The 18,873-nt window shown below is 37.6% G+C and carries 18 protein-coding genes; 8 read left to right on the top strand and 10 right to left on the bottom strand.

Annotated elements, in window-relative coordinates:
* On the top strand, positions 1-468 hold the full coding sequence (gene coaD, locus G7Y56_RS00815) for a pantetheine-phosphate adenylyltransferase (RefSeq protein WP_165020427.1): 468 nt from the start codon (positions 1-3) through the stop codon (positions 466-468).
* A gap of 50 nt (positions 469-518) precedes the next feature.
* Entirely contained in the window at positions 519-2,111 is a 1,593-nt protein-coding gene (locus G7Y56_RS00810) for a S41 family peptidase (protein ID WP_165040292.1), read from the top strand.
* Positions 2,112-2,185: 74 nt separating this feature from the next.
* Here the strand turns inward: G7Y56_RS00810 and G7Y56_RS00805 are convergent, their stop codons facing one another.
* The 6 genes from G7Y56_RS00805 to lon all read right to left on the bottom strand — a co-directional run bounded on the left by G7Y56_RS00805 (position 2,186) and on the right by lon (position 7,761).
* Positions 2,186-2,410: a DUF4834 family protein gene (locus G7Y56_RS00805; RefSeq protein WP_165040290.1), complete on the bottom strand. Its 225-nt coding sequence runs from the start codon at positions 2,408-2,410 to the stop codon at positions 2,186-2,188.
* A gap of 171 nt (positions 2,411-2,581) precedes the next feature.
* Positions 2,582-3,148, bottom strand: coding sequence for a manganese efflux pump MntP family protein (locus G7Y56_RS00800; RefSeq protein ID WP_165040287.1), 567 nt, complete (start codon positions 3,146-3,148; stop codon positions 2,582-2,584).
* Entirely contained in the window at positions 3,139-3,657 is a 519-nt protein-coding gene (locus G7Y56_RS00795; RefSeq protein ID WP_165040285.1) for a nitroreductase family protein, read from the bottom strand. Before G7Y56_RS00795 ends, G7Y56_RS00800 begins: the two co-directional genes overlap by 10 nt.
* Before the next feature lie 61 nt (positions 3,658-3,718).
* Positions 3,719-4,666 (bottom strand): glycosyltransferase family 2 protein, encoded by a 948-nt coding sequence (locus G7Y56_RS00790; protein ID WP_165020422.1) that lies wholly within the window; start codon positions 4,664-4,666, stop codon positions 3,719-3,721.
* A 4-nt stretch (positions 4,667-4,670) separates the two neighbouring features.
* Entirely contained in the window at positions 4,671-5,201 is a 531-nt protein-coding gene (locus tag G7Y56_RS00785) for a DUF4199 domain-containing protein (RefSeq protein WP_165040283.1), read from the bottom strand.
* A 79-nt stretch (positions 5,202-5,280) separates the two neighbouring features.
* The gene (lon, locus tag G7Y56_RS00780) at positions 5,281-7,761 is read right to left on the bottom strand and encodes an endopeptidase La (RefSeq protein WP_165040281.1); all 2,481 of its coding nucleotides are present in this window, start codon (positions 7,759-7,761) and stop codon (positions 5,281-5,283) included.
* Positions 7,762-7,903: 142 nt separating this feature from the next.
* On the opposite strand from lon, the gene G7Y56_RS00775 reads away from it, so the two are divergent.
* Positions 7,904-8,617: a tRNA1(Val) (adenine(37)-N6)-methyltransferase gene (locus G7Y56_RS00775; protein WP_165040279.1), complete on the top strand. Its 714-nt coding sequence runs from the start codon at positions 7,904-7,906 to the stop codon at positions 8,615-8,617.
* Positions 8,618-8,622: 5 nt separating this feature from the next.
* Here the strand turns inward: G7Y56_RS00775 and G7Y56_RS00770 are convergent, their stop codons facing one another.
* The 3 genes from G7Y56_RS00770 to panC are packed head-to-tail and all read right to left on the bottom strand — an operon-like array spanning position 8,623 to position 11,211.
* On the bottom strand, positions 8,623-9,957 hold the full coding sequence (locus G7Y56_RS00770) for an MATE family efflux transporter (RefSeq protein WP_255498598.1): 1,335 nt from the start codon (positions 9,955-9,957) through the stop codon (positions 8,623-8,625).
* 31 nt (positions 9,958-9,988) lie between these two features.
* Entirely contained in the window at positions 9,989-10,342 is a 354-nt protein-coding gene (panD, locus tag G7Y56_RS00765; protein ID WP_165040277.1) for an aspartate 1-decarboxylase, read from the bottom strand.
* 20 nt (positions 10,343-10,362) lie between these two features.
* On the bottom strand, positions 10,363-11,211 hold the full coding sequence (panC, locus tag G7Y56_RS00760) for a pantoate--beta-alanine ligase (protein ID WP_165040275.1): 849 nt from the start codon (positions 11,209-11,211) through the stop codon (positions 10,363-10,365).
* 230 nt (positions 11,212-11,441) lie between these two features.
* Here panC and G7Y56_RS00755 point away from each other — a divergent pair, with 230 nt between their 5' ends.
* From G7Y56_RS00755 to G7Y56_RS00735, 5 genes are all read left to right on the top strand, one after another.
* Positions 11,442-12,251, top strand: a complete 810-nt coding sequence (locus tag G7Y56_RS00755; RefSeq protein WP_165040273.1) for a glycogen/starch synthase — start codon at positions 11,442-11,444, stop codon at positions 12,249-12,251.
* A gap of 98 nt (positions 12,252-12,349) precedes the next feature.
* Entirely contained in the window at positions 12,350-13,750 is a 1,401-nt protein-coding gene (locus tag G7Y56_RS00750; protein ID WP_165040271.1) for a DUF4270 domain-containing protein, read from the top strand.
* 98 nt (positions 13,751-13,848) lie between these two features.
* The gene (locus tag G7Y56_RS00745) at positions 13,849-14,163 is read left to right on the top strand and encodes a hypothetical protein (protein ID WP_255491303.1); all 315 of its coding nucleotides are present in this window, start codon (positions 13,849-13,851) and stop codon (positions 14,161-14,163) included.
* 166 nt (positions 14,164-14,329) lie between these two features.
* Complete coding sequence (locus tag G7Y56_RS00740) at positions 14,330-16,618, top strand: TonB-dependent receptor (protein ID WP_165040269.1); 2,289 nt, start codon at positions 14,330-14,332, stop codon at positions 16,616-16,618.
* A 192-nt stretch (positions 16,619-16,810) separates the two neighbouring features.
* The gene (locus G7Y56_RS00735; RefSeq protein ID WP_165020411.1) at positions 16,811-17,446 is read left to right on the top strand and encodes a LysE family translocator; all 636 of its coding nucleotides are present in this window, start codon (positions 16,811-16,813) and stop codon (positions 17,444-17,446) included.
* 10 nt (positions 17,447-17,456) lie between these two features.
* Here the strand turns inward: G7Y56_RS00735 and G7Y56_RS00730 are convergent, their stop codons facing one another.
* Positions 17,457-18,860, bottom strand: a complete 1,404-nt coding sequence (locus G7Y56_RS00730) for a DUF6056 family protein (protein ID WP_165040267.1) — start codon at positions 18,858-18,860, stop codon at positions 17,457-17,459.
* Positions 18,861-18,873 lie beyond the last annotated feature (13 nt).

Below are 18,873 nucleotides of genomic sequence, written 5' to 3'. Positions count from 1 at the left end.
ATGAAAAAAAAAGCTATTTTCCCAGGAACATTCGACCCATTCACCATTGGTCATGATTCCTTAGTAAAACGATCTCTAGGCCTTATGGACGAGATCGTTATTGCTATTGGAGTAAATGATTCCAAAAAAAGTTATTTCTCATTAGAAAAGCGGGTGAACATGATCCGCTCGCTGTACAAAGATGATTCACGCATTACTGTCGGAACATACGATTGCCTGACGGTAGACTATGCGAAAGAAGTCGGAGCAAATTTCATAGTTAGAGGTATACGCTCTGTGAATGATTTCGAATATGAGAAAACCATCGCAGACATGAATCGAAATATATCCGGAATTGAAACTTTTATACTTTTTACTGAACCAGAACTAACACATATTAGTTCTACTATCGTACGCGAGTTATTAAGATACAATCATGATGTCAGTAAATTTGTTCCGGAAGGATTGAATTTAGATATTCAAGACTAAAATAAGATTTTAATATATAAGCCTTTAAGCTTATAAATACAACTCTTAATATGAAAAAAACAACAATATTCGTACTCTGTATTTGTGCTATTGTAACAACAGCTTCTGCTCAATTAAGAATGAGTGAAGGCTCAAAGAAAGTTGCAACAACAATGGCAATTATAGAAAATCTGTATGTAGATGAAGTTAATGATCAAAAGCTCTCGGAAGATGCCATCAGAGCGCTCTTGGAGAAACTCGATCCCCACTCTACTTACGCAAGTGCCGAGGAAGTAAAAGAAATGAATGAGCCGCTTGAAGGAAACTTCGATGGCATAGGTATCTCTTTTAATATGATGACAGATACGCTGTATGTTATAGAAACTATATCGGGAGGCCCTTCCGAAAGAGTAGGCATAAGACCGGGTGATAAAATCATATATGTGAATGACACACTGATTGCCGGTGTGAAAAGAAGCAATAAAGATATTATGTCACGCCTTAGAGGTCCAAAAGGGACTTCGGTTAATGTAAAGGTATTGCGTAAAGGAGAACCTCAATTGCTCGAGTTTAAAATTGTAAGAGCAAAAATTCCTATCTATAGCTTAGATGCAGCTTATATGATAGACAAGCATGTAGGATACATCCGATTGAGCCGTTTTGGAGCAACTACCACAAAGGAGTTTCAGGAAGCTGCTAAAAAACTGAAAGCTGAAGGAATGCAAAGCCTTATACTCGATCTGGAGAATAATGGTGGAGGGTATCTTTCCGCTGCGATTGAGTTAGCCGATGAATTTTTAGAAAAAGATCGATTAATAGTATATACAGAAGGATCGCGCCAACCCAAAAAGCTAGATTCGGCAACAGCTAAAGGTTCTTTCGAGCAAGGCAAACTAGTAATCCTCATCAATGAGGGATCGGCTTCGGCAAGCGAGATTGTATCAGGAGCTGTACAAGACTGGGACAGAGGAATTATCGTTGGACGCCGCAGTTTTGGAAAAGGTCTTGTACAAAGACAAATACCATTGCCCGACGAATCGATGATACGATTGACCGTAGCCCGCTACTATACCCCGACCGGACGTTGTATTCAGAAACCATATACAAGTGGCGACAAGGATGCTTACGAAATGGATGTTATAGAACGATACAATAAGGGAGAAATGATGAGTGCTGACAGCATACATTTTCCTGATTCTCTAAAATATCAGACTCTTATCAATAAACGCACAGTATACGGCGGTGGAGGTATTATGCCCGACTATTTCGTTCCGGTAGACACAACTGCTTACCCTATGTATTTAAGACAAATAGTAGGAAAAGGCGTTACACTCAAAATATCTCATAACGAGGTTGACAATAACCGGAAAGAAATTCTTGCCAAATATCCGAATGCTGAATCTTTTTACAAGAACTATACTATTTCAGAAGAAATCATGCAGAAGGTAATTGCAGCCGGAGAAGAAGAAAAGGTTGAATTTAACGAAAAGGAATATGAAAAAGCGAAGCCGTTCCTTGCTATGCAGATAAAAGCTTTGATGGCACGTGATTTGTACGATATGGCAACCTATTTCAAAATTATAAACGATTACAGCGATATTTACAAGAAAGCTTATGAAATCATCCGTGATGATAAGCAATACGAAGATTTGCTTCGGAAGTAAAGCAAAAATCACACAAATAAAAAAGGATGTATCTTATAGATACATCCTTTTTTATTTTAACTCGAAGGTAAAAGTTAATCTTTCAGCTCTTCGTATTTTATATACTCTCCTTCATTCTCTGAAAATATCTTCTTAGGTACATCATCCTGTACCGGAGAATTTGCATTTCGGTTATTTGCATTATATTTTGAGTATGAAGAGTGTTTACCTGACATAGATGCTATTTTTCTGAAAACAGATAAAATCAACATAATGCCAAGCATTAGTGATGTTATAACAAGAAATAATAAAATTTTCATCTATCAATTATTTAATTAAAAGGTCACAGACCTATTTGTTACTTTTACGAATAACTACCTATATTTTTTCTTACTGAAATTGTATAACAAATATACTAACTTAGTAAATCCTATGTACACTTATTTACTATATTTAACAAGACTTCTCATTAATAAACAAAAGCCGATTATTCATATTTTCAGAAGCGTATGCTCTACTAAAATACTCGATCCAATAAGGATCAAAATAATACCGCCTGCCAAGTTTATACGCAGATTATAACGCCTTCCAACCTTGCAACCAAACACAACACCAAACACAGCAACAGTAAAGGTCACAAGCCCTACTATTATGGCTGGAGTGAAAATCGGTCGATTAACTAGAGATAAGGATAAACCGACAGCCATAGCATCTATACTTGTTGCTACCGCCAGACTGAACATTACACGTATATCAAGAGGATTGAATGGTCTCTTATCTTCCTCTCCCTTAAAGGCCTCGTAAATAACTCTTACACCCAATAGCGATAAAATTCCGAATGCAAACCAATGATCATATTGATCTATATACTCAGCAAACGTAGATCCTATAAACCATCCGAAAACAGTCAGCCCTAATTGAATAAATGCTAACATACCCGCTATCTTCATAACATTGGTCGCACGATGATCGCGAATTATAGCACCACTTGTAAGGGCTATAATCAAACTATCCATGGATAAACCAATGGCAAGAATACTCATTTGAATCATATCCATCGGGTTATATCAGAAAGAGTTTTACGCTTTTTCTCAGGAACTCTACTCTTTTCTTCGTCAATATATCCTAAAGGAAAAATTGCTATCGGCTCTATATTTGCATCTAAATTGAGTGCCTCAGCCAAGACATCGGGTTTGAAATTACACACCCAGCATGTACCTAATCCGATTTCAGCTGCTGCAAGACAAATGTGTTCTGCTGCAATAGCTGCATCTACGTCTCCGAAGTCTTTTTTATCGGTAGCTGTTCGCTTCCACGAAGATGCCGAATCTTTACAAACGACAATACAAAGAGGTGCAGTCTTAAACCACTCTCTATCGTACGCTTCATGAATTTTGAGTTTTACAGATTGATCAGTAATAACATAAAACTGCCAAGGTTGAAAATTGCAAGCAGAAGGAGCTAGTCTTGCACAATTGAGAATGTAGTCTATTTTTTCCCGCTCTACTACCTGCGGCAAATAAGCTCTAACCGAGTAACGGTTTTCGCTAAGGTCTTTCAAATTCATTTTTTAGTGATCTTATATTAAATAAAGAAGTGCCGGTCGTCTAGGAAACCGGCACTTTGCTTTATAGTTCTTCTTCTATCTTATAATTATTTCTCTCACTCGAATTTCGGGAAACAATCTCACCCAGAAAACCTGCAAGAAACAACTGAGTACCCAAAAGCATCATTGTCAACGAAATATAAAAATATGGAGAGTTGGTAACCAATGGATGTGGTACTCCTTGATACATAGCATACCATTTATTAAAACCAACAATAATAACAGCGATAAGCCCAACAAAAAACATAACGCTACCCCACAATCCGAAGAAATGCATAGGTTTGCGCCCAAATTTAGATAAGAACCACAATGTCATCAAATCAAGATACCCATTGATAAAACGGCTCATACCAAATTTGCTTTGTCCGTATTTACGGGCTTGATGACACACTTCTTTTTCCCCTATTTTATTAAATCCTGCGATTTTTGCCAGATAAGGTATGTAACGGTGCATATCGTTGTACACCTCTATATTTTTAACGACTTTCTTGCGGTAAGCTTTAAGCCCGCAATTAAAATCATGTAGTTTTATACCTGATACTTTTCGAGCAGTAGCATTAAATAGTTTTGTAGGCAGAGTTTTAGATATTGGATCGTAGCGTTTCTTCTTCCAGCCCGATACCAAATCATATTTCTCCTCTTTTATCATTTTGTAAAGAGTCGGTATTTCATCAGGGCTATCTTGCAAATCAGCATCCATCGTGATGACAACATCGCCTTCTACTTTTTGAAAAGCACAATGCAAAGCAGGTGATTTGCCATAATTTCGTCTAAAACGGATACCCTTTATATTCGGCGAATCTTTTTGCAGTCCACATATAACATCCCACGAATGGTCTGTACTTCCATCATCAACGAAGACAACTTCGTACGAGAAACTATTCTCGTCCATTACTCGCTTAATCCAAGCATAAAGTTCGGGAAGAGATTCTTCTTCGTTAAACAGTGGTATGACTACAGATATATCCATCCGATTAATTATATTTTTTATTACCAAGAATTCCTATCAATACACCAAAAATTAGCCCAATGAAGGTATTACCGATAAACTTACCAAATATATAAGTCCCCCTATTGTTGAAAATCGAATAAAGGATCCTCTTCGATTCGGCAAACTCTTCATCCGACATCATATCCATTTTTTTAACCTGTTCTATAGACTCGGTAAAAGGATGAATCATTTGGGCAAAATAACCCGGGTCGATAAACTTATAATGAAGGTATATCATTGCTCCTTCGAAAAAAGATGCGAAAAAGCAAGCCAAAATAGTAAAAACAGCACATTGTAATGCCGATTTCATCTTCTCTGCATCGGACTCTTTATATCTAAAATAAAAAATATAGATAAGAAAGAAGGTCCCTGCATTCAGCAAATAATACAGATAGATAAAATGCTCCCAATAACTGGCTCCTACATAAACCAAATACTTAAAAGCCCAGAAAAGCCCCAATATAGCGCCATAGTGCATAGCGTAGTTGATTATCGATGCTTTCTTTTCTTCCATGTTTACTTTATTGAGGTACAAATGTAAGGATTTTGTTTAAAAAATAAGTGCAAATCTGGGATTTACACTTACTTAATTATCAATTTACCGATTTATTATCTTTCGCTACTAAATCGAGCGGATGCTTTATTTTCTCTTTTAACAAGGCTATATCGAGAACCTCTTTGATATCTCCAACATAATGAAACGTCAACCCTTTTAAATAAAGCGGTTTGATCTCCTCTATATCTTTTTTATTTTCTTTGCAAAGAATTATCTCTTTTATTCCGGCACGTTTAGCAGCTAATATTTTCTCACGGATACCTCCTACAGGAAGCACTTTACCTCGTAAAGTAATCTCACCTGTCATAGCCAGATTAGATTTCACCTTGCGTTGAGTAAGAGCAGAAGCCAAAGATGTAATCATAGTTATACCCGCCGACGGACCATCTTTTGGTATAGCACCCTCGGGTACATGCACATGCACGTTCCAGTTTTCAAAAATGGATTCATCTATGCCTAAGGACTGACTATGCGAATGAAGATATTCCAATGCCAAAACAGCTGATTCCTTCATAACATCGCCTAGATTTCCCGTAAGGGTGAGTTTACTACCTTTACCTCGGCTCAAAGATGTTTCGATAAATAATATCTCTCCACCAACCGACGTCCAGGCTAAACCGGTAACCACTCCGGCATAATCATTACCTTGATATTGATCTCTACTATATTTTACAGCTCCAAGATAATCTTGCAAGTCAGCAGGCTCTATCGTTTTCTTGTACTCCTCGTCAGAAGCAACTTTTCGAGCAAGCTTACGCATAAGTTCTGCGATTCTTTTATCCAATTCGCGAACCCCCGACTCTCTTGTATAGTTTTCTACAATCTTTTCTAATGTCTTCTTCGGAATATTGATCGCATCTTTTGTCAAACCGTGATTCTCCAATTGCTTAGGAACAAGATGACGGTAAGCAATTTCCACTTTCTCTTCGATTATATATCCACTAACATCTATCAACTCCATACGATCCAATAACGGTTGCGATATGGTAGATAGATTATTGGCTGTTGCCAGAAACATAACTTTCGACAAGTCGTAATCTATATTCAAATAGTTATCGTGAAATGCAAAATTTTGCTCTGGATCCAAAACCTCTAACAAAGCCGATGACGGATCGCCCTTAAAATCTGATCCTATTTTATCGATCTCATCCAATACAAACACCGGATTAGATGAGCCCGCTTTCAGTATATTCTGAATAATGCGACCGGGCATAGCACCGATATATGTCCGGCGATGACCTCTGATTTCAGATTCATCATGTAATCCACCGAACGAGACACGCACATATTTGCGATTTAAAGCCTTTGCGACCGATTTACCCAAAGAAGTTTTACCAACTCCCGGAGGGCCATAAAGGCAAATAATAGGAGATTTCAAATCGCCTTTCAGTTTTAACACAGCAAGATGCTCTATGATACGCTCTTTTACTTTTTCAAGTCCGAAATGATCCTGATCAAGCACTTTTTGCGCATTCTTTAAATTGAAATTATCTTTTGTATATTCGTTCCAAGGTAAGTCGAGCAATGTCTCAACATAAGTATATTGAGTTGAATAGTCAGGCGATTGAGGGTGTAGACGTTCAAGTTTACTTATTTCTTTCTCAAATGCCTGAGCAACATCCTTACTCCATTTTTTCTTCGCACCTCTGATTTTAAACTCTTCGATATCGGCTTGCTGTGGATTGCCACCCAACTCATCTTGAATAGTTCTTATTTGCTGTTGTAGGAAATATTCTTTTTGCTGTTGATTCAGTTCCTCACGAGTCTTCATCTGGATATTGAGTTTCATTTCCATCATCTGAGTCTCGCGGTTGAGAATGACCAGCAAGTTATAAGCGCGTTCTTTCTCGTCGTTAATCTCCAGCAAAGCCTGTTTCTCAGCGCCCGATACCGGAAGGTTCGTGCAGCAATAGTTTACCAGAACAGATTTAACAGATTCCGAGTTCATTCGCTGAATAAACTCTTTGGGAGGATCTCCATACATGCGTAGCATCTGAACCATTAATTCACGAATAGAATCAAGTAATGCTTTATATTCGGAATCGGTTTTCAATGCAGGAACACTTTCTAATATCTCATAACGTCCTTTTAAGAACGGTTCTGTTTGCGTTACATCTGTCAACCTGAAGCGCTTTTTACCTTGGAATATAACGGTAACATTATCGCTGTCGGGCAACTCGATCACACGTATAATTTCGGCAATAACACCCACCGGATACAAATCGTCCTTTTCGGGATCATCTATGTCGGAATCCTTTTGACAAATAAGGCCGACCAACTTGCCTTTTTGGCGGTTGGCGGCTTTTATCAACTTCATCGACTTTTTCCTTGCCACAGCAATCGGTGAACTTGTTCCCGGGAAGATAGCAGTATTACGAAGGGGTAGAATAAACAATTCTTCCTTCAAATCCTTTTCGTTTATATAGCAGTCTCCATCGATTAAATCGGTTGTAATGATTGAGATAACAGGCTCATCACTTTCGCCAATACCTAGAAGATCTTTCTTATTTTTAAACATATTTATGTCCTTTTTATATATTTCTCTTTTAAATTTAAGAGGGTGTAAAAGTACAGAATTATAACTAACTTTGTCTGATTATAGAACAAAATCTATGCCAAGAGTTTAAAAGCATAAGAATCTGTCAGTTTGATCAAACCGCATGGCTAATCCGTATTTTCAATTTAAACAATTTACTGTCTATCATGACCGATGCGCCATGAAAGTGGGTACAGACGGCACATTACTTGGTGCATGGACCAAACTGGAAGGCGCAAAGAGAATACTTGATGTAGGAACAGGCTCCGGTTTAATATCTTTAATGCTGGCACAGCGAAAAAATGATACTGAAATAGATGCAATAGACACTGATACAGATGCTGTGGAGCAAGCTAATCATAATATAAAACAATCGCCTTTTTTCAAACTCATTAAATGCCAACATACATCATTTCAGGATTTCGCGAAACGGAATAGTATCAAATATGACGTAATTGTTTCTAATCCCCCATTCTTCGTGCAATCGTTAAAATCGCCCGATAAGCAACGCACTTTAGCACGCCATACCGATAGTTTACATATTGAAGAACTGATTGCCCTATCCTCAAAGCATTTGGCAGATAACGGACATTTGTCTATAATATTTCCTTACGAGCAAAAGAATACCCTTATTGCTTTAGCTGCAAAGAGTGGACTCTATATATCTCACATTACAAATATCTTTCCTACCCCTATGTCTACAGCCAAAAGAGTGCTAATGGAATTTTCAAAGGCAAATATTCCTTTAGTAGAGGATGATCTGGTTATTGAAAAAGAAAGGCATGTATATACTGATGATTTCAAAAATCTAACGAAAGACTTTTATTTGAAACTGTGACCCTACTAAATTCGCTTATTCTGCCACCTCGCATATCTGAGGTAAATAAAAGATAAAATGAGCAGACCACCCCAATATACATACTCAACTGTCCAACATACTGCAACCGAAGCTTGCTTATACATTACGATCCAAATCATATAGAGGATATAGGCCACAAGAGTTATCACTTCCAGACAAAGAGCCGCACGTGTATTTCCGGTTCCTGATATAGAATTAAATATTACAGTGCTGACACTACAAATAGGTAAAGCTAACACAACTACCAGCAAAGGATTTACTGATAAGCCAATTAATTCCGGCGAATCTTTGGGAGTAATAAATGATATCCAAAATTCGGGCATAATGGCAGTACAGAGCATTACAATAAATATAACCCCTATACTCAAGCTGCATATTTTTTTAACAAGTGGTATCACATCTTTTATCCGTCCGGCTCCCATCGTATTTCCGACCAGCGTATTGGCAGTCGTAGCGAAGGCATTCATCGGAATAAAGAATAGCATATAGAAATTACGAACGATATTTGTTATAGTCAGTGCATCGACCGAATGCTTCTCCATTGCCATAAAGAACAGAAACCAAGTGGACATAGATACCAGATACTGCACCATCGTAAAAGACGAAATATTTAATATACTACGTATTATAGAAAATCTAAACCGCATTTTCATAAATCCGTATTTCTTCAAATCTACTGTCTTCAATGTGTAGATAACAAAAAACAAGACTGAGGCGATCTCGGATATAACGGCAGCAATACCTGCACCTTCGATACCCAATTTAGGAAATCCGAAATTCCCGAAGATTAGCACATAATCACCTATACAGTTTACGACTGCCATAATTACAGCATTCACTGTAAGAACGCGAGTACGGGCAATACCGACGTAAAATGCACGGAACATTACATTTATAGAAGAAAAGAACAATCCGAATATACGCCACGAAAGATAGGCTTGCATAGCCTGATACACTTCTGCCGAATCTATATATTTAGGTAGAAGAAACTTTGTCATTAAAGACGAGCCCACCACAAGAATGAGAGCAAGTAACTCTAAAAACAAAACACCTTGTATGACAATACTTCCTATTTTATTATGATTCCCCTCTCCATTACGACGACTGATCATTATCTGACCGCCGATGCTGAAACCGAAACACAACGTATAGAAAGCAATGTAATAAATACCGGCTAAGCCGGACGCGCTCTGCGCAACCTTAGCTCCTTCACCAATAGATGCAAGAAAATAGGTAGCGGTTACCTGAACTACATTTTGAGCCAGCAACCCGAGCATTATAGGAACGCTCACCCGCCATATATCTTTATAGGAGTACATAAATGTGGAAAAGTTAGTAGAAAAAAACTTGTTATTTCACAAGCTTATTTGTTTTAGTATCGGGAAATGCCACCCATGGTTTGAACAATCTAGCTTCTTCGAAATCCATTTGAGCATACGACATAATGATAACAATATCACCCGGTTGTACTTTTCGCGCAGCAGCTCCGTTAAGGCAGATTGCTCCCGAACCGCGCTCACCTTTGATAACATAGGTTTCGAGACGCTCACCATTGTTATTGTCGACTATCTGTACCTTTTCGCCTTCTATCAGGTTCACGGCATCCATCAAATCTTCATCAATAGTAATACTTCCTATGTAATTTAAATTGGCTTCAGTTACTGTAACTCGATGTAATTTCGATTTTACAACTTCTACAATCATATCTTTCTACTATTTAGCTATTATGCTTTAATATAAACAATATCATCAATGAGGCGTACTTCTCCGCAATATACGGCTATACATCCTACAACGTAATTGGCTTCTGACCAATCAGCAATAGATTGTAGCGAATACCCGTCTACAACCTCAAAATACTCGACATCAAGACCATCGAATGAATTTATAGTTTCAACTACTTTTTTCACCAGGTCTTGGACAGAATAATCACCGACCCATATCTTACTTTGAAAAAGAGCCTTCGATATATTTATCGCAATCTCTTTTTGCTCAGCCGTCAGTCGCTCGTTACGGCTACTCATCGCCAACCCCGAATTCTCGCGGACAATAGGCATAGCGACAATTTCCACATGTAAGGCAAGTTGCTTAACCATTGCCCGGATAATCGCTAACTGCTGAAAATCTTTTTCACCAAAATATGCTTTATCGGGTTTTACAATATCAAACAATCTGCTTACCACTTGTGCTACCCCGTTAAAATGTCCGGGACGATGCTTCCCTTCCATCACCTTGTCGATCTGACCAAAGTCGAACTGACGGGTATCAGGTTCCGGATAAACCTCTTCTTCGGATGGAGCAAAAATTATCGAAACTCCTGCCTGGGTAAGATATCGACTATCCCGCTCAAGATTACGTGGATATTTTACAAGATCTTCCTTATTATTAAATTGTGTAGGATTAACAAAGATGCTAACCACACAAATATCATTATCGATAAGACACTGCTTCACTAATGATAAATGTCCGGCATGAAGCGCTCCCATTGTCGGAACGAAGCCGACAGTTTTACCACTTGTTCGCAGAGCCGAAATCGCCTCCTGCAACTTACTAACGGTGTGTATTAAATCCATTCTTTTAGTCTATATATTCCTAAAGAGGATACAAAGCAACTAAATATTTATGGAACGGTGAAACAATCATTCTTTTTTGTTTTCAAATTTAACGTAGACAGATATCTAATAATTCATAACAATTGAGATAAAACCAAAAAAATCAGCAATTTGTTAAGTCTGGTTTGCAAATAACAAGATTTTTTTTTATTATCTTTGTACTTTCAATTCAGTTCTGTAAAATAAGACAAATGAGCACAAAGAAAATTTTATACATTACCCAAGAGATAACACCTTATCTTCCGGAGTCTCCAATCTCAGTAAATTGCCGATACTTACCACAAGCTATACAAGAAAAAGGTAAGGAAATCAGGACATTTATGCCTAAATTCGGTAATATCAACGAGAGAAGAAATCAACTTCATGAGGTTATCCGTCTTTCGGGAATGAATTTGATTATAGACGACACCGATCACCCTCTTATTATCAAAGTTGCCTCTATACAAGCAGCCAGAATGCAAATCTACTTTATCGACAATGAGGATTTTTTCAAACGCAAAGCTACAACCGCAACAGACGAAGGCGTTGAATTCGCAGATAATGACGAGCGCAGTATATTCTACATAAGAGGAGTGCTGGAAACAATAAAAAAATTACGCTGGATACCTGACGTTATAGACTGCCATGGATGGATGACTGCACTTACCGGTCTTTATATTAAAAAAGCATACGCTGACGATCCTTGCTTCAAAAATTCAAAAATTGTATACTCCTTATACAATGACGACTTTAAACAACCTTTCAGTGCTAATTTTGCAAATAAATTAAAATTCGACGGAATTAAAGATGCAGATGTTGCCGACTTGACAAAAGGAGAGGTCAGCTATGAGGCTCTTTGCAAGTTTGCTATGCAATATGCTGATGGAATCATACAAAGCGAAGAAACAATAAACCCTACCGTACTGGAATATGCCAATGCTTCAGGTAAAAAATTCCTTCCTTACCAAGGAGACGTTGCCGCTTCGGTGGATGCAATCAATAATTTTTACGATAATATTTAAAGTATCTAAAATAAAACTAGAAAAATACTGTTTATCTTTTGAGAACAGTATTTTTTGTGGATATTTGATGCCCAAATTCATTTAATAATTAATTCTGAATGAAAATAAAGACATTATTAGGTTTTATAATAGCACTTCTTGCTATAAGCTTTATCGCTTGTGATGACGATTTACATTCGGTTGGAAGCTCTATCCAGACCGAGAGTGACAGTATATACGTTAGTGTTGACACTGTTGTGATCACAGCAAAAACTATTTCATTAGAAGATCGCATTTATGCTCGTACAGCAGCAGGAGTTCTTGGCGAGTATATTGATCCGATATTCGGAAAAGTTAAATCAGACTATCTGTCTGAATTTTATTGTCCTAAAGACATGGCATTCAAAAACAAAACATTTTCGATAGATTCTGTACAAGTAAATGTTGTTTTTTCGAGCTTCAGCGGAGATTCCACAAATCTAATGGGAATATCTACATACGAACTTAACACGCCATTAGTAAAAAACTTCTATACAAATATTAATCCAAAAGATTTTTATGACCCGGCAGATCTATTGGGTAGCGGATCTTTTACGGTTAATGATGCATATCAAATAAAATATAGCGATGGCTCTGTTGGACCTAGAATGATTACAACGCAGGTAGATACACTTTTCGGACAAAGATTCCTTAAAGAGTGGAAAACAAATCCCGGAACATTTAAAGATTCAGAATCACTGAGAAAGACATTCTTCCGCGGAATATATGTTACTACTAACTTTGGTAACGGTACGCTTCTGAATGTTAGCAACACTACATTAGATATTTTCTATAAATATGTAGGTCGTAATAGCGGTGACACTGCAGATTCAATCAGAACTTCGATATTCAGCCTTGCTGTGACACCGGAGGTTATACAGATGAATCGCATTCAAAACAAAATAGATCCGGCACTTTTAGAAAACACCGATCTTACACGATCTTATCTGAAAACACCGGCAGGTGTAGCTACCGAGCTGACCATTCCGTTAGGTGAGATAATCAGAAAAATGGGTGCTAATAAAATAGTAAATTCTGCGACATTCAACATAAAAGGTTTCACTGAAGAAGAAACTGCATCAAAACTACAAAGACCGGCAATGCTTCTATTTGTAAATAGCGATTCTCTTCCGACTTTCTTCCCAAATAAAAGACTTGAGAATAATATATCGAGTTTCCTTATGCCAAGAAATACAGGTACCAATACTTACGAATTCTCGCTTAATGGCTATAATATATCCCAGTTGATCAATTACTATGCTGATCATTATAAAAATATGGACAAAAACTCTATCCCTGATCTCAAATACACAATAATACCGGTAAACAGGCTTACGGAAAGAGTAGCTTCGGGATCTTCGTATGTAAATGTGACATCAGGTATCTATAACTTAATGAGTCCTACATCTGCTATATTGAGAACAGATGAGAAAAACATGAAAATGGGACTTATCTTTAGTAGATATTCGGACAGAGAATAACCTAAATAAAATTGATTGCAAATAAAATAAAATACACAGCCAGATTATTACTCCTGTTATACATAGGATATTATGGCTGTGTTTCTTATTTTGTACATATGCACGTATACCAAGGTGCCATATATGTACACTCTCATCCTTACAACAAAGCGACTCAAAATCCGGGAGATAAAGACATACCTCCCTTTGAAACGCATAGCCACAATGCAGCGGGATTTTTCACGCTTAATCAATTATCCAATCTTACTTCTTTCGAGGCTTCGGGCAATACAATAGCGTTCGTCCATCTATCTTTTCGGGTAATACCTTACCAACAGCCCATATTAAGCGAAGTTTCCCCAATAGAAGTCCCTTATTTCAACCTAAGAGCTCCTCCTTCTACTCTTAATTCTATCATCGGCATTCTTTCTTAATAAAATTCTGAACAGAATCCATATTGATCGAGATAAACCTATCCGATCTTAATTCATTACATTTTATTTATTCATAGTCTGAAATAATAATTTATTGCAGGCGATGATTTGGCGTATAAACTAGTTCTAACCCATCTGTTTATAGCCATATAACATATATACTGACATGAAAAAGATTATACCTTTATCATTTTATATAATGTGCTTCCTCAGCATATCGGCTCAACAGCCAAGAGCTTCAGCAATAAAAGGGCATGTTCTCGACAGCCAAACCGAAGAACACCTACCAGGAGTTATCGTAAAAATAGAAAATACCGAGCGTGCAGTTATGTCGGACGAGACAGGTCATTTCTCTCTGAATAATATACCGGCAGGCACATATATACTAACCACACAATATTTAGGTTATTCAAGTTCGAGATTGGAGGTGAATATCGCTAATAACGAAACAAAAAATGTAAGTTTATACATAGAATCCGAAAGCCAGCTCCTAAATGAAGTCTCTGTTGAGGCCTCAGCCAGAGCTTTAAACAGAAAGCTATCACCGGTCGTAGTAAACCAGTTGACGACAAAAACATTTGAAGGAACCAACTCCGTATCTCTTTCTCAGGGATTAAATTATATGCCAGGACTTAGAGTCGAAACGAACTGCCAGAACTGCGGAACGCAAGAAGTCAGAATCAACGGGCTGGAGGGACAGTATTCTCAAATGCTGATGGACGGTCAGCCCATCTTCAGTTCGTTAACGCAAATGTACGGCTTAGAGCAATTGCCAACCAATATGATCGAACAAGTAGAAGTTATTCGTGGAGGAGGTTCCGTTTTATATGGATCGAATGCCATCGGGGGTGTCATGAATATAATAACGAAAGAACCGGAAAAAAATTCATATCAGGTCAGATATAACCTATCTATGATAGATGGAAAATCTGCAGACAATACCGTGTTCCTCAATTCATCATTTGTAGACAGATCCAAAACATCGGGAATTTCGCTTTTTGCCAATATGCGTAGTCGTGATCCTTGGGATGCTAATGGTGACGGTTTCTCGGAAATTGGAAAAAACAGAGCTTCATCTATTGGGTTAAGATCGTTTGCAAAACCAACTCTTCGCGATAAAATAACTTTCGAATACCATTATATATCTGAATACCGAAGAGGGGGAGACAATATGGATAAACCTCCTCATCAAGCTATGATTGCAGAAACTACAGATTATTATATCCATTCGGGAGGTGCGGGATACACTCACCTTAGCGAAGACAATAAGAAAAAACTATCTATACATGCATCCCTCCAAGACACAAGAAGAACGGGATACTACGGAGCAGGTTTTGATCCGAACGGATATGGAAAAACATCTGAGATAGCTGCGACCGGAACTGCTTTGTACGAAATCAACATGGATAAATTATTATTTATGCCTGCTAAATTCACTGTCGGATATACACAAGAATATACGAATCTGAATGACTCTATCCATAGCAGGGATATCAAACAAATAGTAAATATCGGTAGCCTATTTGCTCAGAATGAATGGAAAGATGATAACCTGACACTTATCCTAGGAATAAGAGCCGACAAACACAATATGCTTCACAACATCAATATCATTCCTCGTGGTAGCCTACGTTACAAATTGACAGAGAAGATAAATTTAAGAGCCGCCTATTCGATGGGATATCGCGCACCTCAGATAACAGCGTCAGATCTTGATGTACCTATTATAGGAGGCAGTGCTACCATTACAGTTTTAGATAAAGATCTCAAACGCGAATATTCGAGTTCAATAAACGGTGGGGCTGATTTCACTTTTTATAATGATAAAATCTATTCGTACTTTTTAGTCGAAGGCTTTTACACAAAAATAAACAGAGTATTCATTACTGAAGAAACAGGCAGCGACGAACAAGGTAATACAATTATGACCCGCAAAAATGGAGACGGAGCTTATGTATATGGCGTAAATATGGAAGCTACAATACAGCCTGTCAACTGGCTAGAAGTCCAAGGAGGATTTACTCTGCAAAGAAGTAGATACACCGTTCCTATAAGCTGGTCTAGCGAACCGACACTTCCTCCTGTGAAAGAAATGCTCCGTTCTCCCGACACTTATGGATTTTTCACGGCAACTGCCACCCCTAAAAAGAGCTATTCCGCATCACTATCAGGTGTCTATACAGGCCCGATGCTTACCCCTCATTTTGCAGGAGCAGAAGGAATAACGGTAGATAGAACAGTAAGAACGCCGAGTTTTATGGATATGACTATTAAACTATCCTATTTTTTCAATCTGAATGCAACAAACAATCTAGAAATAAATGGTGGAATCCAGAATATGTTTGATCAGAGACAAAAAGATTTTGATAAAGGACCTAATAGGGATTCAGAATATATTTATGGACCATCACTACCCAGAACATTCTTTATAGGACTGAAATTAAGTTCCTTATAACAAAAATGAAGTACTGTCAGAATAACATAATATGGCAGTACTTTACTATTTTAAATAAATATAACACGGGTTATTAAGTTTTTGATAGTATCTTTGCCTTGATGAGCGGGCAATATTTCGCATATGTATTAGTTATTCAACCAATTTACGGAATAGAAATATGACGGAATACTTACCAGAAAAAGGTAATTGATGTTAGAAATCATTATAAAAGGATTATTCATTGGCTTCCTATCCTCTGCCCCTATGGGCCCTGTAGGAATGCTTTGTGTACAACGCACTTTGAATGATGGAAAAAAATACGGACTAGCTACTGGATTCGGAGCTGTCGGCGGAGATATGATTATCGCTTTTTTCGCCATAATAGCAGCACTAGGGCTTGGCTTTAGTACCGAATTTATTCAGCAGCACGAAGGTCCTCTAAAAATCATCGGTAGCCTTGTTCTCATAGTCTTCGGTTATGTCATTTTCAGAAAAAATCCGTCTAAAAGTTTAGCTAAACTTAGCGAAAATAAAAAATCATACTGGAAAGTTTTCGCATCCTCTCTTATCCTCACCATTTCAAATATAGCAACCCTCTTTCTTTATATAGCCCTTTTTGCACGCTTCAATGTTATTGACGCTAACAAGTCGTTCCTTTTCGATCTGGTAACTGTGCTTTTCATCGGCGTAGGAGCATTTTTGTGGTGGTTGCTAATTACATATCTCGTAAACAAATTACGCAGGAGATTTAACCCCAGAGGACTTCAGATTTTCAATCGGATAATCGGAACTATTTTAATTTTGGTCGGAATAGTCGGAATCTTCTCAGGCTTAACTATTATATAACGTTATGTAACTATTCTTGCAGTGATTCTTTAAATATGATCTCTATACCATAATAGCCATGCATCATGTGCCTCGAAAGAACCTCTTCGGTATGCACAAACTTTGTATCGGCAATGTATCTTTCAAATTCGCAAGTCGTAGCACCTTCCCTTTTAGCTTTTTCAACTAATAATTGTCTCTCTTTATAAACAGAATAGAATCTGCTTACATCTTTTGCTGCCAAATAAAACGAGAAAGCGAAAGCAATGAGTCCGACCGTGAGCATAGAGACTCTTATCTGACGCAGGAACTTGTTTTTATAATCAAAATTATAAAACAAAATACCAATAGCTATTATGAAAAATGTCAGAATACCAAACCATGCCCGAGGAGGAAACGATGGGGAGAATATCATTGCATAGATAGCAGCTAAAGCTCCAACTAAAAAGATTAGAGACAACTGCAGGCTATCTTTCGATTCTTCTCTAGAGAAACGTCCAGAGAGTACCAAAATAACTAAATAAGATAGAATAAGTATTCCATAATCAGTAAACAGCGTCAATGTATGCATCAAAAGACGGTAGCATATAATGAACATACCTAGCTGCCCTGCCTCTCCTGCCCTGACAGCATTACCAGGCGCAAAAATCATAATAATATATCCGATCAATGCCCCTATCAGACCTACTATAGCCCATACCGGAATATTCCATTTTCGGGAACGGTAATAGATCAAGAATAAGATTGCCATAAGCAACATTGCACCTGCCGTATTCTCATTTGTCCATCCCGCAATAAAGGCGAAGATAAAAAAAGCGACAGAATAGATTATCATAGAAATCCTATCCTGTTTATGTCCACTATAAAGTCTGAAAGGAAGAAGAAATAGAAGAATAAGGGTTGTTCCCCATAGATAATTAGCACTGCCTGTGATCCAGAGAATTGTATCACCAAATGCAGGCTGAACAAACCAAATTGCCAAATTGACTAATATAAATAATAATATGCTGCCTGCTTTTCGCCCCTTTATAAACCAATAAATAAGAAAAACATAAGCCATATATGCCAGCGTATTCAACAAATCGATAACAAACGGAGGTAATAACAATAGTGCTTGTGCTATAAAATGAACTACACTGCGCCCACCCCACAGATAATAATGATTGTATTGAGACTGAAAGATATCACCTATTGAGGTAACCCGCGCACCATCCTCGGCATGAATATAAAGATAGCCGAAATCATCGGCTGTCATTGGCGTAAAAATATTGAGAATAAGAAGAATACTAAAGCAGATTAGTATTACCAAAATCCATGATATATTTCCCGACAACTTACTATGACTGATAGACGCAAACTTCGATTCTAATTTATCATATAAATTGCTCACAAATGCAACACTACGGTTGAATATATCCGGTTGTACGAAATTCATTTTCTTCCTTGTA

It is taken from the genome of Dysgonomonas sp. ZJ709 (assembly GCF_011039195.1).
In the GTDB taxonomy this organism is placed as follows: domain Bacteria; phylum Bacteroidota; class Bacteroidia; order Bacteroidales; family Dysgonomonadaceae; genus Dysgonomonas.
This window is presented reverse-complemented; position numbering and strand designations above follow the sequence as displayed.